This is a genomic window from Desulfovibrio sp. (assembly GCF_014803725.1).
In the GTDB taxonomy this organism is placed as follows: Bacteria; Desulfobacterota; Desulfovibrionia; order Desulfovibrionales; family Desulfovibrionaceae; genus Desulfovibrio.
Map to the genome: position 1 here is coordinate 18,478 of NZ_JAAVBE010000007.1, position 16,829 is coordinate 35,306.

A 16,829-nucleotide genomic window follows, 5' to 3' on the forward strand; every position below is an offset into this window, starting at 1 on the left:
GGAGCTGAAAATCAGGGCCTGATGGGCGGCGCGTCGCCCCCGGCGGTAAGCAGGGTGCCGAGGTGGCGGCGCGCCAGTTCGAGCTCGTCGTTGGCCACCGAGGGCATGTCGGCCGGGCGGGTGCCCATGTCGTTGCCCTCCTCCACGATGACGAGCGCCGCGGCGAGCCGCCCCATGACGCAAAAAAAACGTGCCGGCTGCCAGCCCTGCGCTGTGACCCATTCGGCGGCCCTGGGCGAATAGAGAAAGTCCGCCTTGCCGGCCCGCACCACCGGGTGCGCCTCCTCATGGCTCTCCCGCGCCCAGGCGCGGAAGCGGGGCAACAGGTCGGCGAAGGCGAGCAATTCCTTTTCCGTCACCGCGGGTTGCCCGGCATAGACATTGGTCTGCGCGGGCTCGGCCTTGGGGGTCTGGGCCTTCTTACCGGCGCTGCGCGTTCGGGCGGCTTTGGCCGCCTTGGCCTTGGGCGCGGGCGCGCGGCCGGCGGCCTCCATGGCGGCTTCCATCTGGGGCGTGGCCGCCGGCACCGGGCCGGGCGCGAGCAGGAGCGTCACCGCCAGGGCCGCGGCGAGCATTGAGCCCACGCCGGCGAGGCGCCGCAAGCTCCGCGCCCCTGCGCGCAAAAAGGCATGTGCCGCCATGGTTCCCCGGGCCTCAGTAGCGCACGGCGCTGATCTTGCCGAGCCTTTCCATATTGTGGAAGGACTCCACATAACGGATGGTGCCGGTCTTGCCGCGCATGACCATGGAGTGCGTCACCGTGTGCCTCGCGCTGTAGCGCACGCCGTGCAGGAAATCGCCGCCGGAGATGCCCGTGGCCGCGAAGAAGCAGTCGTCGCTGCGCACGAGGTCGTTCACCGTGAGTACTTCCCGAAGGTCGATGCCGGCCTCGGTGATGGCCTCTTTTTCCACATAGGACTGCGGATCGAGCCTCGCCAGGATCTGCCCGCCCATGGCCTTGATGGCGCAGGCCGCGAGCACGCCTTCCGGGGTGCCGCCGGTGCCCATCATCATGTCCACCTCGGAGCGCGGGTCCACGGCCATGAGCGCGCCGGCCACGTCGCCGTCGGTATGGAGCTGGATGCGCGCACCGACTTCCCGTATTTCCTCGATAAGGCGCTGGTGGCGCGGCTTGTCGAGCACGAAGACCACAAGGTCCTGCACGTTCTTGCCGAGCGCGCGGGCCACGTTGTTGCAGTTGTCGCGCACGGGCGCGTCCAGATCCACCACGTCACGGGCCTCGGCGGGCACCACGAGCTTCTGCATATAGTAGCTCGGGCCCGGGTTGAACATGCTGCCCTCCGGCGCCACGGCCACCACCGAAATGGCGTTGGGCCGGCCATAGGCGAGGAGATTGGTGCCCTCCACCGGGTCCACGGCCACGTCGAGGCGCGGGCCTTTGCCCTCGCCCACCTTTTCGCCGTTGTAGAGCATGGGGGCGTGGTCCTTCTCGCCCTCGCCGATGATGACCGTGCCGTCGATGTGCAGGCTCCCGAAGCTGACGCGCATGGCGTCCACGGCGGCGCCGTCGCCGGCCTCCTTGTTGCCGCGCCCGAGCCAGCGCGCCGAGGCGAGGGCCGCGGCTTCGGTGATGCGCACGATGTCCAGGGCCAGGTTGCGTTCCGGTGCTTCAGCCATGTGGGTCTCCTCGGCGTGGATGGCGCGGGCATGGGGCGGATGCCGCCCGCTTCGCAAAGCATAGCCCACGGTGCCTCCCCCTTCAAGCAAAAAGCCGGCCGGCGCTCGCCGGTGGGCGCCCCGCGGCCGCGTCAGGCTTGACAAAAGGCCGCGCCGGGACAAAAAAGGAGGTTCCCCGTCGCGGCGGCCCCGCGCACCTCTCCAGCAGCCCATGCAGCAAAGGAAAGAAGCCATGAAAGTGTATTACGACAAGGATGCGGACTTAGGCGCCCTCAAGGACAAGACCGTGGCCATCATCGGCTACGGCAGCCAGGGCCACGCCCACGCGCAGAACCTGCGCGATTCCGGCGTGAAGGTGGTGATCGGCCAGCGCCCGGGCAGCCCCAATTATGACCTCGCCAAGGAGCACGGCTTCGAGCCCGTGTCCGCCGCCGAGGCCGCCAAGCAGGCCGACCTCATCATGGTGCTCGTGCCCGACGAGGTGCAGGCCAAGGTCTATGAGGAGGACATCAAGCCCAACCTCACCCCGGGCAAGGCGCTGCTCTTCGCGCACGGCTTCAACATCCATTTCGGCCAGATCCAGCCGCCCAAGGACGTGGATGTCTTCCTCATCGCGCCCAAGGGCCCGGGCCACCTCGTGCGCCGCACCTTCAGCGAGGGCGGCGGCGTGCCCTGCCTCGTGGCCATCGAGCAGGACGCCACGGGCAAGGCCCTTGAGACCGCGCTCGCCTATGCCAAGGGCATTGGCGGCACGCGCTCCGGCGTCATCGAGACCACCTTCCGCGAAGAGACCGAGACCGACCTCTTCGGCGAGCAGGCCGTGCTCTGCGGCGGCCTCGCCGCGCTCATCCAGGCCGGCTTCGAGACCCTGGTGGAGGCCGGCTACCAGCCGGAAATGGCGTATTTCGAGTGCCTGCACGAAATGAAGCTCATCGTGGACCTGCTCTACGAAGGCGGCCTCGCGCGCATGCGCTATTCCATCAGCAACACCGCCGAATACGGCGACTATGTTTCGGGCCCGCGCCTCATCAACCAGGCCGTGAAGGACGAGATGAAGCGCGTGCTCAAGGACATCCAGAGCGGCAAGTTCGCGCGCGACTTCATCCTCGAGGCCCGCGCCGGCTATCCCATGTTCCTCACCACGCGCAAGAACGAGTCCGAGAAGCAGATCGAGAAGGTCGGCAAGGAACTGCGCGGCATGATGACCTGGCTCAAGAAGGACGGCAAGAAGGATTAACTTCCCCGCCGTTCAACGCCCGTCCAGACAGGAAAGGGAGCCGCAAGGCTCCCTTTTTTGTCAAAAAGCTCTCCCGCGCGCCTTGCCGGTGCCCCGCCGTTGCCCTCCGTTGACTTGGCGTGTGGGGAGGCCTACACCAAAACTGTGGCCGGGAGCTGCATCTTTCCCGCGCCCGCACCTGGGGAGGTGTCAGCTTCCGCCGGCGCCCGCGCAAACAGGCTTTTCCGCTCACTGCCCGAGCCTTCGGGAGCTTTGCCATGAAAGGATATTCCGAGAATCGGCGTGCCCGCCAATGGGTGGAGGAATTGCTGGCCCATGCGGATATCCGCCTTGACGGCGGCCGCCCCTTTGACATCCGCGTGCACGACGAGCGCCTCTTTGACCGCGTGGCCAAGGCCGGCACCCTTGGCGCCGGCGAGGCCTACATGGAAGGCTGGTGGCACTGCGAGGCGCTGGACCGCATGTTCGCCCGCGCCATCAGCGCCGGGCTGGAAAACAAGGTGAGCCGCAACCTCACCACGCTCGCGCTGGCCCTGCGCCACACCCTCTTCAACATGCAGTCCCGCCGGCGCGCGCCCATGGTCGCCCGGCGGCACTATGACTTCGGCAACGAGCTTTTTGAGGCCATGCTGGGCCCCAACATGAACTATTCCTGCGCCTGGTGGTCGGGCCTTGAGGAGGTCAGGCAAAAGAAGCGCGCCCGCGGCACGGCCCGGGACGGGAGGCCGGCGGCCGGGCCTGACGTGAGCCCGGATATGCTCCCCGCCTGCTACCCTGAGCAGCCGGGGGCGCTTCTTGAAGCCGCGCAAAACGCCAAGATGGAGCTCATCTGCCAAAAGCTCCAGCTTGAACCGGGCATGGAGGTGCTGGACATCGGCTGCGGCTGGGGGAGCCTCGCGCGCTACATGGCCCGCAACTACGGCTGCCATGTCACGGGCATCTCCATCTCCCGCCACCAGATAGAATGGGCCAAGCGGCAGGAGCTTGCGCCGGCCGGCCCCGTGCCCCCCGGGCGCCTCACCTGGATTTTGGGCGATTACCGCGAATTGCGCGGCGAATTTGACCGCAGCGTGTCCGTCGGCATGTTCGAGCATGTGGGCCGCAAGAACTATCGGCGCTATTTCCGCACCGCCCGGGGCCTGCTCAAGCCCGACGGGCTCTTCCTGCTGCATACCATCGGCTCGATTTCGCAGCGGGCCGGCTGCGACCCCTGGATCTCGCGCTACATTTTCCCCAACGGCCAGCTCCCCACGCTGGACGCCATCGTCCGGGCCTGCCACGGGCTCTTCGTGCTCGAGGATTGCCACAATCTTGGCGCGGACTATGACCCCACGCTCATGGCCTGGCACGAACGGTTCGAGGAGGGGCTGCGCGCAGGCGCCTTCGACCTCACGGAGGCCGAGGCCCGCATGTTCCGCTATTACCTGCTCACCTGCGCGGCCGCCTTCCGCTGCCGCGATATTGAGCTCTGGCAGATCATCCTCAGCCCCGAGGGCGTGGCCGGCGGCTATGAGGGGGTACGCTGAGGCAAAGGGAACGTACCCTTCGCCGCGGCGGGTCGCCGTCTGGGCGCCGGCGCCCGCTCCCGCTCCTAGCCAATCTCCTTGAGCGTGCGCGCGGGCACGCCGCCGGCCACGGTGCCGGGCGCCACATCGGAGCGTACCACCGCCCCGGCGGCCACCACGGCGCCGGCGCCGATGCGAACGCCGGGCAAAAGGATGGCGCCCGAGCCGATCCAGACATCATCCTCCACCACGATGGGCGCGAGCTCGTGGGTGAGCCGGTCTTCCCTGCGCAGGCCGTGGTTGATGGTCGCCATGAGCACATTGTGGCCCACGAAGACGCCGTCGCCCAGGGTGATGCCGCCCTGGTCCTGGAAGCAGCAGCAGGCATTGATGAACACGCGCTTGCCGATGCGGATGTTCTTGCCGAAATCCGAATAAAAGGGCGGGAACATGCGGAAGCTCTCGTCAAGGGGCTGGCCGGTGAGCCGCGCCATGAGCACGCGGACCTCGGCCATGGGCCGGTAGCCGTTGTTGAGGTCGCCGGTGATGCGGCGCGCCTCGTCCGAATAGTGCTCCATGCACGCATAGGCCTCGGTGCCGACCACAAGATCCTTGCCGGCGGCAAGGTGGGCGAGCAGTTCCTGCAGATCCATCATGGTGTGCGTTCTCCTTCTCGTGTGACGCGCCAGCAGGCCACGCCGTGGCCGCCTTCGCTCCGCATGGGGGGCGCCATTTCGGCGCAGCGGGGCAAAGCCTCGGCGCAGCGGGGTTGAAAGGGACAGCCGGGCGGCATGTCCGCCAGGGCCGGCACCGTGCCCGGGATGGTGGGCAGCCGCTCCGCCCCCAGGGAGGCGCGGCCCGGCGCCGCCGCCATGAGCCCGCGCGTGTAGGGATGCAGCGGCCGGGCGAAGAGCTCGCGCGCGGGCGCGCGCTCCACCAGCATGCCGGCATACATGACGCCCACGGTGTCCGCCATGTCGGCCACCACGCCGAGGTCGTGGGTGATGAGCAGGACCGCCATGCCGCGCTCGCGGCTGCGACTGCGGATGAGGCGCAGGATCTGGCCCTGGATGGTGGCGTCAAGGGCCGTGGTGGGCTCGTCGGCCAGCAAAAGCTCGGGCCCGCAGGCGAGCGCCATGGCAATCATCACGCGCTGGCGCATGCCGCCGGAAAGCTGGTGCGGATAGTCGTCATAGCGGCTTTCCGGCGCCGGGATGCCCACCTCGGTGAAGAGACGCACCACCTCGCGCCGGGCCTCGGCGCGGCCCATGCCGAGGTGCAGCCGCAAAGGCTCTGCCGTCTGCACGCCCACGCGCAAGACGGGGTTGAGCGAGGTCATGGGCTCCTGGAAGATCATGCCCACGCGGCGCCCGCGGATGCCGCGCAGGGCGCGCTCGGAAAGGGTGAGCAGATCTTCGCCGTCCAGCAGCACGCGCCCGCCGAGCACCGCCCCCTCGGGCGTGAGCCTGAGCACCGAGCGTGCAGCAAGGCTCTTGCCGCAGCCGGATTCGCCCACGAGGCAGGTGATGCCGCCGGGGGGCACCTCGAGGTCGATGCCGCGCACGGCCGGGAGCAGCTGCCCCCCTGAGAGGAAGTGGACCGAAAGCCCGTCCAGTTTGAGGAGGGGCTGGAGCGGTGGCCGGCCGGCGCCAGCCGCGCCCGGCGCCCCCGCGGCCTCAGCGCCTGACCTGGGCATTGCGGTAGTTGACGTAGGCCTCGCGCATGGCAAGGTAAGGGTCCACCGCGATGGTCTTCAGGTCTTCATAGGTGGGCAGCACGTCACCAAGGTCATTGAAGCGGAAGCCCACTTCCGCGCCGGTGGAAAGCTCCCATGGCCGCACATAGAAGAGCGGGTCGGTGAAATAGTCGCCAATGCGGCCGATGGTGTCGCGCAGCGAGCTCGGGCCGATGAAGGGCCAGACCACGTAGAAGCCCTGCCCGAAGCCCCAGCGCCCGAGGGTCTGGCCGAAATCCTCGCCCGAGGGGTCCACGGGCACGATGGTCTTTTTGTTTTTCGCCACATTGGCGAAGCCAGCGCTCGACATGGTGTTCATCATGAAGCGGCCGAACTCCACCCCGGCCTCGAAAAAGCGGAATTGGAGCAGGCTGTTGATGAAGCGCGTGGGGAAGAGCAGGTTGTGGAAGAAGTTGCTCAGGCCGCTCCTGAAGCACTCGGGCACGAGCCACGTCCAGCCCGTATAGGCGGGCTTGGCGATATACATGAAGAAGATGTCGTTGAAATGGAACCAGAAGCGGTTCCACGGCTCGATGGGGTCGGCGATGCTCGCCACCGGCTCGTCGTCGTAGTCGTCAAGATTGTCCGCTGTCTGCGCGTCCCCGTCGGGATGCACGGTGATGGCGCCCTCGGGCAGGGCCGCGCCGCCGGCATAGACCACCGAGGGCGCGAAGGGGCCCACGCCCGCCGCGGTGGAGGTCTGCGCAAGGCGCGGGGCCAAGGCCGCGGCCTGGGCCGTGGGGCCGGCCGCGCTTTCGGGAGCCCCCGCCGGCACGAACACGGGGCGGATGCCTGCCTCGGGCGCCGTGGCGGAGGCCGGCGCGTTGCCCATGCTGACGCCGCCCTCGCCGTCCGCCCACGCGGCTGGTGCGAAGCACAGGCAGAGCGCGCACAGGGCGAGCGCCGCCAGCGCGGGCCGGACAGGCAGCGGCCGGCAAAGGCCGCGGGGGCTATTGCTGCGCGCGCACTTCATTGGCTTTTTCCATCACCCGCGCGATGAGCTGGTCGGGCGTGGCGCTGTTGAGGATGTCCTGGAACTGGGTGCGGTAGTTCTTCACGAGGCTGATGTTCTCGATGATGACATCATACACCCGCCACGAGCCGTCCTTGGGCAGCATGCGGTAATTCACCGGGGTCTTCTTGCCGTCCTTCATGGTGACGACGGTGCGCACCTCGACGCGCTTGCCGTCCTGCGAGGCCGTCTCGCCGGTATAGGCCACCTGCTCGCCATTATAGCCCGTGATCTTGTTGAGATAGGTGTTGAGCAGAAGGTCGGCGAAGGCCTGGCTGAAGCGCTTTTTCTGCTCCGGCGTGAAGGAGCGCCAGCGGGGCCCCACGGTGCGCGAGGAAAATTCGCCGAAATCAAAGGCGTGGTAGACCTCGTCCTCGATGCGCTGGCGCAGGGGGCCGCGCGTGGCCGGGTTCACCCAGTCCGGGTTCTTGATTTCCTCCATGACGCGGGTGATGGCCGTCTCCAGCGTCTGGCGCGGCCCGGGGTCGGCCGCGAGGGCGTGCCCCGCCGTGAAGAGCGCCGCCAGTAAAAACGCCGCCAGCAGGGGGAAGGCCGGCGCAAGACCGCGCCGCCACGGGAAGGCCAGTCTCATTTCACACCTCCGAAGGCGTATTTGCTGATGAGCGATTCAAGATCCATGGGCGATTCCGTCTCGGTGATGGTGCCGCCGGGCTCGAGCATGGTCTCCGAGCCGCCGCGCGACAGGCTCACGTATTTGTCGCCGATGAGGCCGCTCGTCTTGATGGAGGCCATGCTGTCGTCGGAGAGCTGAAGGTCATGGTCGAGCCGAAGCTCCACGATGGCCTGGCTGTGCATGGGATCCGGGTCGAGGCGGATGCTCACCACCCGGCCCACGGGCACGCCCGCGAGCTCCACGTCCGCGCCGGCGCGCAGGCCCGAGGCCGAGTCAAAGCGCGCGGAAAGCTCAAAGCCCTTCTGCGAGAAAAGCTCCATGCGGCCGAGCTTGATGGTGAGCCAGGCCACGCAGAGCAGGCCCAGGATGACGAAGATGCCCACTGCGGTTTCACGAAAGCTGTTCATGCGGCGCAGGTTCTCCATGGAGGACGGAAAGGCTCGGAACGCTCCATGCTAGCGGGCGCCCGGGCGGGTGTCAATGCGCCCCGGCTCACGAACGCAGCCATTTTTCGAGTGCGGCGCGCACTTCCGGGTTCGGCGGCTTTTGGAGCGCAAGCTCCTCGGGGCCGGCCTCGCGGTTGAGGAACTGGCGCAGATACGGGTCGCCGCTTTTTTCCAGCTCGGCGAGGCTGCCCGCGAACACGGCCGCGCCGTCGCGCAGCACGAGCACATAGTCCGCGATGCGCTTGAGGCTGGCGAGGTCGTGGCTCACCACCACGAGGGTCATTTCCGCGTATTCCGCGTGCAGGGAGAGCAGGAGGTCGTCCATGCGCACGGCGGTGATGGGGTCGAGGCCCGAGGTGGGCTCGTCGCAGAGCAGCACGCGCGGCTCGGCGATGATGGCCCGCGCGAGGCCCGCGCGTTTGCGCATGCCGCCGGAAAGCTGGTTCGGGTAATAGTCGGCGAAGCTGTCGAGCCCCACCATGGCGAGCACGCGCAGGGCCGCCTCGCGCAACAGGCGCCTGGGGAGGCGCAGATGCTCGCTGAGCGGAAGCGCCACGTTTTGCGCCAGGGTGAGCGCGCCCAAAAGCGCCCCATCCTGGAAGAGCACGCCCATGCGCCGGCGCACCCGGCGGAAGGCCCGGCGGTCAAGCCTGAAGAGGTCATGGCCGCCGATGAGGATCTCGCCCCGTATGGGCCGCGAGAGGCCGATGATGTGGCGCAAAAGCGTGGACTTGCCGCAGCCCGAGCCGCCGAGGATCACCGAGACCTTGCCGGCGGGGAGCGTCGCGTTGATGTCCTTCAGTACGGCCGTGGCGCCGTAGCCCACGGTGAGGTCGTGAAACTCGATGTCCCAGGCGTCCATGGCATCCGGCTCCGTTGCGCCCTAGAGCAAAAAGGAGGTCAACACATAGTCGGCCGCGAGGATGAGCACGCAGGAAATGACCACCGCCGAGGTGGTGGCGTTGCCCACGGCCTCGGGGCCCACGCTGTCGCGCCTGAGGTGCGCGCAGTAGCCCTGATGGCAGCACACCGTGGAGACCAGGAGGCCGAACACGAGGGCCTTGATGAAGCCCCCGGAAACGTCGCTCATGGTCACGGCGTGGCCGATCTTGTAAAAATAGACGCCCTCGTTGATGCCGAGCATGCACACGCCCGTGAGGTAGCCGCCCACGATGCCGATGACATCGAAGATGGCCGTGAGCAGCGGGAAGGAGATGAGCGAGGCCAGGATGCGCGGGCTCACGAGATAGCCCATGGAATTGATGTCCATCACGTCCAGCGCGTCCACCTGGTCGGTGATGCGCATGACGCCGATCTCCGCGGCCATGGCCGAGCCGGCGCGGCCCGTGAGCATGATGGCCGTGAGCACCGGCCCGAGCTCGCGGATGAGGGTAAGCGACACGGCGGAACCGAGCAGCCCCACGGAGCCGAACTGGACAAGGGTGTAATAGCCCTGAAGCCCGAGCACCATGCCGCAAAAGATGCCGATGAGCAGGATGACGAAAAGCGACTGGTAGCCGATGACGTAGAGCTGGCGCACCGTGCGCGGGAGGATGCGGATATTGGTGAAGATCTGGCAGATGCCGGCCGCCATGAAGATGGCCATGCCGCCCACGGCGTCCACGCCGCGAAGCGTGCCCGCGCCCAGAGCGCGCGCGAGGCGCAGGAAGCCCGCCAAGGGGCCTTTTTGCGTGCGTTCCGGCATCATGGCGCGCTCCTGCGGCGGCCCTTGCCGCCCGTTTTTTCCGCCACCGGCTTTTTTTCGAGCTGGATGGGCCGGCCGAGCCCCATGCCGGAAAGCTGCCCCCTGACCTTCTGCGCCTCCTGCGCGGTGCCGCGCAGGGAAACGAGCACGAGGCGCACCTTGCCGCTCTGACGCACGCTCGCGCGCAGGCCCGCGGCCGCGAGGCGCCCGCGCAGGCGCTCCGCGTCCACGGGGCCCTTGAAGGCCGCGGCCTGGAAGAGATAGTCGAAACGCGGTTCAGCGGGCGCGGGTGGGGGCGCGGCCTTTCGAGGTTGCGCGGACGCCGCGGCCTGTGCTGCCGGTTTTTGCGCCGCCTCTCCGGGCGCGGCGGGCGCGGGGCGGGGCGCCGGTGTCCCTTCCGGGCTGATGCCCCAGGCGGCGAGGCTTTCGCCCTGGGGGCGATTGAAGGGATAGGCGGAAGCCGCGCTCCCCGTTTCGGCAGGTGCCGGGGCTGCGGGGGCTACGGCTTGCGGAGGAGTCTCGGGCGCCGCCTCCGGCGCGCCCTGCCGGGCGGCCCCGCTGGCCGGGGCCGGCGCACTTTCGGGCGCGGCGGGCGTAGCCGCTTCGAGCAGCACTTCCTCGCCGGGCAGGGGCGCGTTGCGCGGCGCCTCCCCGGTTTTTGACGGCGCGCCGGGCCTGAGCAGCCCGGCCACGCTCTCCACGCTGCGCTCGGGGTGTTCGCCGCGGCCCACAAGATAGCCCATGAAGAAGGCCCAGCCCACGGCGGCCACCAGCGCAAGGCCGAGGGCCGCGGCCGCGGCCCCGGAAAGGTCGAGCGTCCTGCGGCGCCCGCCCGAGCGCCCCTCGCGCACGGGCGCCCTCGCGCCTTCCTGCGGCCGCGCCCCGGCGGCCGACTCCGCGCCCGGGAGCAGGTTTTTCTGGAAGATTTTGCGCAGGGGCAGGGCCATGCCGTCCGCCGCTACATGCTGTCCGGCGCGCTCACGCCCAGAAGGTCGAGGCCGTTCTTGAGCGTCCGGGCCACGGCGCGCAACAGGGCGAGCCGTGCGGCGGCGCGGGGCCGGTCATCGGGGAGCAGGATCTGGTGCTTCGCGTAATAGCCGTGGAGCAGCCCGGCGAGCTCCATGAGATAGCGGCTCAGATGATGCGGCGCCAGGTGCTCCGCCGCCTGGGCGACGGTATCCTCAAACGTGGCCATTTGCCGGAGCAGGGCCAGGTCTTCCGGGGTGTCCAGCAGGGCGAGGGCGGCCTCGTCCATGCGCTCCGGCAGGGTCAGGCCCTGGTCGGCCGCGCGCCGCAACAGCGAGCTCACGCGCGCGTGCGCGTACTGCACATAGTAGACCGGGTTGTCGAGATTGCGCTGCTTGGCGAGCTCGAGGTCGAAGTCCAGCGGGCTGTCGCTCTTGCGCGAGAGAAAGAGGAAGCGCGCCGCGTCGGGCCCCACTTCGTCCAGCACTTCCCGCAGGGTCACGAATTCGCCCGCGCGCGTGGACATGCTCACGAGCTTCCCGTCCCTGAGCAGGTTGACGAGCTGGATGAGCACCACGTCGAAGCTCTCTTCCGGCTCGCCCATGGCGGCCACGGCCGCGCGCATGCGCGGGATGTAGCCNTGNTGGTCNGCGCCCCANACATCCACGAGCCAGCGGTAGCCGCGGCNGTACTTGTCGTGATGGTAGGCGATGTCCGAGGCGAAATAGGTGAGGCTCCCGTCGGACTTGCGCANCACCCGGTCCTTGTCGTCCCCGAGGCGCGTNGTGGCGAACCACAGGGCGCCGTCCTTNTCATANGTGTAGCCGGCCTCTTTCAGCGCCGCGAAGGCNGCNTCNACGGCGCCCTTGTCCACGAGGCTTTTTTCGGAGAAATAGTCCCCCTCCCCGAACTCCACGCGNAAGTCCGTGAGGTCCTNCTTGATNCCGGCGAGGATCTNNTCNACNGCNTATTCGCCGCANCGNGCNCGGGCCTCGTCCTCCGGGGCATCGGCGAGCTCCGGCTCCTTNNTGAGCAATTCGGCCGCNAGNTCGCGGATATAGTCCCCGCGNTACCAGTCCTCGGGNAAGGTGACGGGCTTGCCCGCGAGCTCCNGCANCCTGAGCCACACCGAAAGGCCGAGCAGGCGCATCTGTCGGCCCGCGTCGTTGAGGTAGTATTCCCTCCCCACGTCGTGCCCGGTGGCNTNNAGCAGGCGCGCCAGGGTGTCGCCNACGGCGGCGCCNCGCCCGTGNCCCACATGGAGCGGCCCGGTGGGNTTGGCGGANACGAATTCCACGAGCACCTTGCGNCCCTTGCCGGCGTNGCTCNTGCCNTAGGCGTCGCCCNGGGCCTCCACNTCGGTCACGGCGCGCCGCCAGAATTCGGGCCTGAANGTGACATTGCAAAAGCCCGGGCCNGCCACCTCCACGCGCTCGATNTCCGGGCAGAGCGCGGNCAGGCGTTCGGCCAGGGCCTCCCCCAGNTCGCGCGGGTTGCGCTTCGCCGCCCTGGCGAGCAGCATGGCCGCNTTGGTGGAGAGGTCGCCGTGCNTNGCCTCGCGCGGGGGCTCCACCACGAGCTTGTCGGGCAGGGGAAGNTCCAGTTCCTTCAGCGCCGCTTCGATGGCGGCGCGCAACGTGTCAGCGGCGCGCATGGCGTGGCCCCGGATGGGCTCCCCGGCNTGNCGGGAAGGTATTACATGGCATAGTTGAGGATGCCCGTGAGGGANTCGATGAGGTCCACGCGCAGGTTCTCGCTCTGNGCGGCNATGCCGGCCATGGACGGCCCCACCATCTTGCCGAGCACGGCGCGGGGGCTGATCTCCATCCACCAGCGCACGCCGGCGAGGTAGAGATTGCGGATGAGGTCCACCCAGAAGACCGGCGTGACCATCTGCCGAAGCAGGCTCTTCTTGGCGCCTTCCGCGTCGTGCACGGGCTTGCCGTCCACATTGCAGTANACGGGAAAGCGCGGCGTGTGCCACTCGGTCTTTTCGAGCAGGGGCGCGAGCTCGCGGTTGGCCTCCTCCATCATGGGGCTGTGNAAGGCGCCGCTCACCTTGAGCTCCACNCCGCGGCCCTTGCGCTCTTTCGCCTTTTGCACGGCGAGCGCCACGGCCTCGCGNGCGCCGCTCACCACGGTCTGCTGCGGGGTGTTGCGNTTGGCCGCCACAAGNAGGGCGCCGNTCTCGGCCGCGGCCTCGGCCACGAGGGCGNCCACCGCGTCCATGTCCAGCTTGACGATGGCCGCCATGGCGCCCNTGCCCTCNGGGTCGGCCTCGGCCATGAGGCGCCCNCGCAGNGAGGTGATCTCGAGCACGCTNTTGGGCGAGAGCACGCCCGCGGCCGCGAGCGCGCTGTATTCGCCGAGGCTGTGGCCNGCNGCGGCGAAAGGCGTGAANGAAGGCCCGAGNCGGCTGGAAAGNGCGCGCCAGAGATTGCCGTTGACCACGGTGAGCGCGGGCTGGAGNGCGCGGGTGTCGCTCATNNCGGCCTCGTCGCCCTCCCAGTAGATCTCGCGCANGGGAAGGCCGCTNANGCGCTCGGCCTCTTTCCANTAGTCCATGGCCTCGGGGCTCGCNTCNGCGAGGTCGCGGCCCATGCCCGCCATCTGCGAGCCCTGGCCGGCGAAGATCAGGGCCGGNCGCCCGCAGTCGGGCGCGGCCTCCACGGGCGTGGCNTCCACGGTCTGTGCATGTGTCATGTCAGGCTCCGAAAAAATGCGGCAGTCCCGCAGTCTANGCGCTTTTTTCTACGCCATCGGGCCGGGGCTTGCAAGCGCTGTCTCGCCGGGCTATCACAGGNCCGGAAGCANGNNCCCCGCAGACTGGCGGGGAGCNTCNCGGAGGCNNCATGGCGCAACGCCGCGCCCAGAAANAGCCCGCACCGGCNNCGGCCGGCGCCGCCGCGCCCTTCCGGCCCGCGCCGGAAACGCTGGCCCGGCTCCTCCCNCCGGAGCTTGNNGCGNNCACGCCCNNGGCCCTGCTCGANGCNCTNCCCGNNCGCGTGGGCCTGTANGCNGACATGCTCGCCGNCTGGAACGGCGCCATCAACCTNACGGGCGCNNGCCGCCCNGAGGACATCCTCNANCGNCTCATCCCNGACAGTTTCGAGCTCGCCGCCTTCCTCTCCTCCGGCCCGCTCGCGGAGGCCGTGGACGCCGCAGGCCGGGGCAACCCGACGGGCGGCCCGCGCGTGTGGGACCTCGGCGCCGGCGGGGGCCTCCCCGGCATCCCCCTGCGCATGCTCTGGGAGCGGGGGGAATATACCCTCGCGGAAGTGCGCGAAAAGCGCGCCCTCTTTCTCGCCAACGCGCTTGCCAAGCTCGACCTCCCGCGCACGGCGGTCTGGCGCGGGCCCGCCGAACGGCTCTTCACGGAGCGCCCCCGCGGGGCGGACATCATCCTCTCCCGGGCCTTCATGCCGTGGGAGAAGCTGCCCGCCTTCTGCGCCCCGGGCCTCGCGCCGGGCGGTGTCATCATCATTTTCGGCGCCGGCCCCTGCGGTGAGCTCCCGGCGCCGTGGCGCCTGCTCGCCGAGCGGGCGTATACGGTGGACGGAAACCGGCGCTGGCTCTGGGCCATCAGGCGCGAAGACAGCACCGGGAGCGGCGCGGCCCCCGGGAAGGGCGCCCATGCCTGATAACGCCGCCTCCCTCACTGCGCGCCCGCGCGCCCTGCGCCACTGGGCTGGCGGCCTCACCTGCTTCCTCCTCACCGTGGGCCTCGCCTTCGGCCTCAGGATGCTGGAATGGCCCTCGTGGCAGAACCCCGAATACCGCCTCGGCGGGGAGATGCTTCTGGCCACGCACGATGCCTATCACTGGGTGGCCGGGGCCGAGGGCTTCGGCCTCGCCGTGGACCACCCCATGGCCGAGATGCTGCGCCTCGTGGCCGGCATCACGGGCACGCCGCCCGCGGTGACGGCTTTCTGGTTCCCGGCGGTGCTGGCGAGCCTCGTGGCCGGCATCGTCTTTCTCTGGGCCTGGGCCCTCGGGAACATGCAGGCCGGCGTGGCCGCCGGGCTCGTGGCGAGCCTCGCGCCCGGCTTTCTCGCGCGCACCCTGCTCGGCTATTATGACACCGACCTCGTGACCCTGTTCTTCCCCCTGCTCATGACCCTGGCCCCGGCCTGCTGGGCCATGCGCTACATGCTGCTGCCGCAGATGGTGCTCCGCCGTCTGCGCGCGCCCGGCGCCGGCGTGAAGGCCCTGCTGCGGCGCGGGGCGCCTGATGCCCCCCAGCGCCCGGAAATGCCCTTGCCGGACGCCCTCCGGCCCGGCGACCCGCTCAGGCCCCTGTGGACCATCCTGCTCGGGCTTTCGGGCCTGCTCTCCTGGTGGGCGCAGGAATGGCATTCGGTCTTTCCCTATCTCTTGCGCTACAATGTGGCGCTCCTCGCCTGCATGGCGCTGGTCCTGGGGCCGCGCGGGCGGCGCGGGCCGCTCTTTCTCGGGGCGCTCGCCTATGCCTTGCCGGCGCTCGGCGGCCTCCCGGGCTGCGTCTTCGACCTCCTCCTTCTGGCCGCGCGCGCGCCGGGCAGCGCCGGCGGCGAGGGCCGGGGCCTCCGGCGATTCCTCCTCGAGCCGCGCGTGCTCGCCGTGCTCTGGCTCTGCGTGGGGCTCTTGCTCGTGCGCGGCGAGATCCTGACCACGCTCCTCAACCACGCCAACGCCTACCTCAAGCACAGCGGCGACGCACGGGGCGCCGGGGCCGCGGCCCTCGTCTACCCGTCTGTCGCGCAGTCGATCATCGAGGTGCAGGACTTGGGCTTCGCCGCGCTCTTCCCCTATTTCCACCCTTGGATGGAAGCGGCCGTGGCCGGGCTCGCGGGCTTTGTGCTCCTCATCTTCCGCCGGCCGGGCACGCTGTTTCTTTTGCCGCTCGCGGTGCTGGCGCTTTTGAGCACCAGGCTCGGCGGCCGGATGGTCATGTTCGGCGCGCCCGTGGTGGCCCTCGGGCTCACGGTGCCGCTCGCGTGGTTCACGCAGCGCGTGCTCCCGCGCGCCCTGCGCGGCGCCCCGGCAGCCTGGCTTGCGGCCGTGCTCGCCGTGGCGCTCTTCGTGGCGCCCTTCGCGCACATGATCCCCGCGCTCTCGCAAGGGCCGATCATCAACCGCCGCCACGCCGCGGCCCTCTCCCAGGCCCGCTCCATCACGCCGGCGGACGCGCGCCTCTGGCTCTGGTGGGACTGGGGCTATGCGGCCCACTATTTCGCGAGGCGCCCCACCATCGCCGACGGCGCCCAGCACGCCGGGCCGTCGCTCTATCTCCCCGCCGCGGTCTTCGCCACAGACAACCCGCGCTTCGCCCGCCAGGTCATCCGCGAGACCTCGCGCTACGGCAACGAGCCGGGCGCGGTCTTTGCGGGGCTCGACGGCGCGGGCGCACAGGCCCTCATGGAGAGGCTGCGCTCGCCCGCCACGCCGCTGGTGGCCGGGCGCGGGCGGCAATTCGTGGTGGTGAGCTTCGAGATGCTGAGGTTGGGCTTCTGGATCAGCAATTTCGGCAACTGGAACTTCGTCAGCCGCCACGGCGAGGGTGGCGCGCTCTCCATCGTGCCGCAGGCGCTGGCCTACCGGCTCAAGACCGGCGAAGTGCGCCTCATGGACAGCGGCAGCATCATCTACCCGGCCTCCATCGCCGTCTTTGACGAGACCGGCGTCATCCGCCGCAACTATGTGCAGGAGTGGTTCGACGCGCACCCCGACGCCAGCGCGCGGGCGCAGCAGGCCTTCCTCGCCGGGCGGCGCAACGTGCATTTTCTCTTCAACCGCGTGACCGACGAAAAACTCGCCATGGACGAGGGCATCTTCAGCTCGCTCATGGTGCGCCTTTTGCTCTGCGACCCGCAGGACCCGCGCATCTCGCCGTATTTCAAGCTCGTCTACGACAACGTGTTCGCGCGCATTTACGAGGTGCTCCCGGCGGAGGGCGATACGCCCTAAGTCGC

At 69.3% G+C, this 16,829-nt stretch carries 16 protein-coding genes; 4 read left to right on the plus strand and 12 right to left on the minus strand.

Annotation, left to right across the window (positions count from 1 at the left end; all coding sequences use genetic code 11):
* Window positions 1-11 precede the first annotated feature (11 nt).
* Both HDR50_RS02885 and glpX read right to left on the minus strand, forming a co-directional pair.
* On the minus strand, window positions 12-641 hold the full coding sequence (locus HDR50_RS02885) for a serine/threonine protein phosphatase (protein WP_291355756.1): 630 nt from the start codon (window positions 639-641) through the stop codon (window positions 12-14).
* 13 nt (window positions 642-654) lie between these two features.
* On the minus strand, window positions 655-1,638 hold the full coding sequence (glpX, locus tag HDR50_RS02890; protein WP_165078168.1) for a class II fructose-bisphosphatase: 984 nt from the start codon (window positions 1,636-1,638) through the stop codon (window positions 655-657).
* Window positions 1,639-1,870: 232 nt separating this feature from the next.
* Here glpX and ilvC point away from each other — a divergent pair, with 232 nt between their 5' ends.
* Both ilvC and HDR50_RS02900 read left to right on the plus strand, forming a co-directional pair.
* A complete protein-coding gene (ilvC, locus tag HDR50_RS02895) occupies window positions 1,871-2,875 on the plus strand; it encodes a ketol-acid reductoisomerase (RefSeq protein WP_291355758.1) in 1,005 nt (334 codons plus the stop codon).
* 257 nt (window positions 2,876-3,132) lie between these two features.
* The gene (locus HDR50_RS02900; protein ID WP_291355760.1) at window positions 3,133-4,401 is read left to right on the plus strand and encodes a cyclopropane-fatty-acyl-phospholipid synthase; all 1,269 of its coding nucleotides are present in this window, start codon (window positions 3,133-3,135) and stop codon (window positions 4,399-4,401) included.
* A 65-nt stretch (window positions 4,402-4,466) separates the two neighbouring features.
* Here HDR50_RS02900 and HDR50_RS02905 read toward each other — a convergent pair whose 3' ends face one another.
* The 10 genes from HDR50_RS02905 to HDR50_RS02950 form a co-directional block, all read right to left on the minus strand.
* A complete protein-coding gene (locus HDR50_RS02905) occupies window positions 4,467-5,036 on the minus strand; it encodes a DapH/DapD/GlmU-related protein (RefSeq protein ID WP_291355763.1) in 570 nt (189 codons plus the stop codon).
* Window positions 5,033-6,076, minus strand: coding sequence for an ABC transporter ATP-binding protein (locus tag HDR50_RS02910; protein WP_291355764.1), 1,044 nt, complete (start codon window positions 6,074-6,076; stop codon window positions 5,033-5,035). Before HDR50_RS02910 ends, HDR50_RS02905 begins: the two co-directional genes overlap by 4 nt.
* Window positions 6,057-7,088, minus strand: coding sequence for a VacJ family lipoprotein (locus HDR50_RS02915; protein WP_291355766.1), 1,032 nt, complete (start codon window positions 7,086-7,088; stop codon window positions 6,057-6,059). Before HDR50_RS02915 ends, HDR50_RS02910 begins: the two co-directional genes overlap by 20 nt.
* The gene (locus HDR50_RS02920; protein ID WP_291355768.1) at window positions 7,066-7,719 is read right to left on the minus strand and encodes an ABC transporter substrate-binding protein; all 654 of its coding nucleotides are present in this window, start codon (window positions 7,717-7,719) and stop codon (window positions 7,066-7,068) included. Before HDR50_RS02920 ends, HDR50_RS02915 begins: the two co-directional genes overlap by 23 nt.
* Complete coding sequence (gene mlaD, locus HDR50_RS02925) at window positions 7,716-8,168, minus strand: outer membrane lipid asymmetry maintenance protein MlaD (RefSeq protein WP_291355770.1); 453 nt, start codon at window positions 8,166-8,168, stop codon at window positions 7,716-7,718. Before mlaD ends, HDR50_RS02920 begins: the two co-directional genes overlap by 4 nt.
* Before the next feature lie 85 nt (window positions 8,169-8,253).
* Window positions 8,254-9,069: an ATP-binding cassette domain-containing protein gene (locus tag HDR50_RS02930; RefSeq protein ID WP_291355772.1), complete on the minus strand. Its 816-nt coding sequence runs from the start codon at window positions 9,067-9,069 to the stop codon at window positions 8,254-8,256.
* A 21-nt stretch (window positions 9,070-9,090) separates the two neighbouring features.
* Complete coding sequence (locus tag HDR50_RS02935) at window positions 9,091-9,912, minus strand: MlaE family lipid ABC transporter permease subunit (protein ID WP_291355864.1); 822 nt, start codon at window positions 9,910-9,912, stop codon at window positions 9,091-9,093.
* Window positions 9,912-10,859: an SPOR domain-containing protein gene (locus HDR50_RS02940; protein WP_291355774.1), complete on the minus strand. Its 948-nt coding sequence runs from the start codon at window positions 10,857-10,859 to the stop codon at window positions 9,912-9,914. The genes HDR50_RS02935 and HDR50_RS02940 overlap by 1 nt, the downstream gene beginning before the upstream one ends.
* Window positions 10,860-10,870: 11 nt before the next feature.
* On the minus strand, window positions 10,871-12,532 hold the full coding sequence (argS, locus tag HDR50_RS02945; RefSeq protein ID WP_291355776.1) for an arginine--tRNA ligase: 1,662 nt from the start codon (window positions 12,530-12,532) through the stop codon (window positions 10,871-10,873).
* 41 nt (window positions 12,533-12,573) lie between these two features.
* Window positions 12,574-13,581: an ACP S-malonyltransferase gene (locus HDR50_RS02950; RefSeq protein WP_291355778.1), complete on the minus strand. Its 1,008-nt coding sequence runs from the start codon at window positions 13,579-13,581 to the stop codon at window positions 12,574-12,576.
* 320 nt (window positions 13,582-13,901) lie between these two features.
* On the opposite strand from HDR50_RS02950, the gene HDR50_RS02955 reads away from it, so the two are divergent.
* On the plus strand, window positions 13,902-14,519 hold the full coding sequence (locus tag HDR50_RS02955; RefSeq protein ID WP_291355780.1) for an RsmG family class I SAM-dependent methyltransferase: 618 nt from the start codon (window positions 13,902-13,904) through the stop codon (window positions 14,517-14,519).
* Window positions 14,512-16,824, plus strand: a complete 2,313-nt coding sequence (locus HDR50_RS02960) for an STT3 domain-containing protein (RefSeq protein WP_291355782.1) — start codon at window positions 14,512-14,514, stop codon at window positions 16,822-16,824. The genes HDR50_RS02955 and HDR50_RS02960 overlap by 8 nt, the downstream gene beginning before the upstream one ends.
* The last annotated feature ends 5 nt before the right edge of the window (window positions 16,825-16,829 follow it).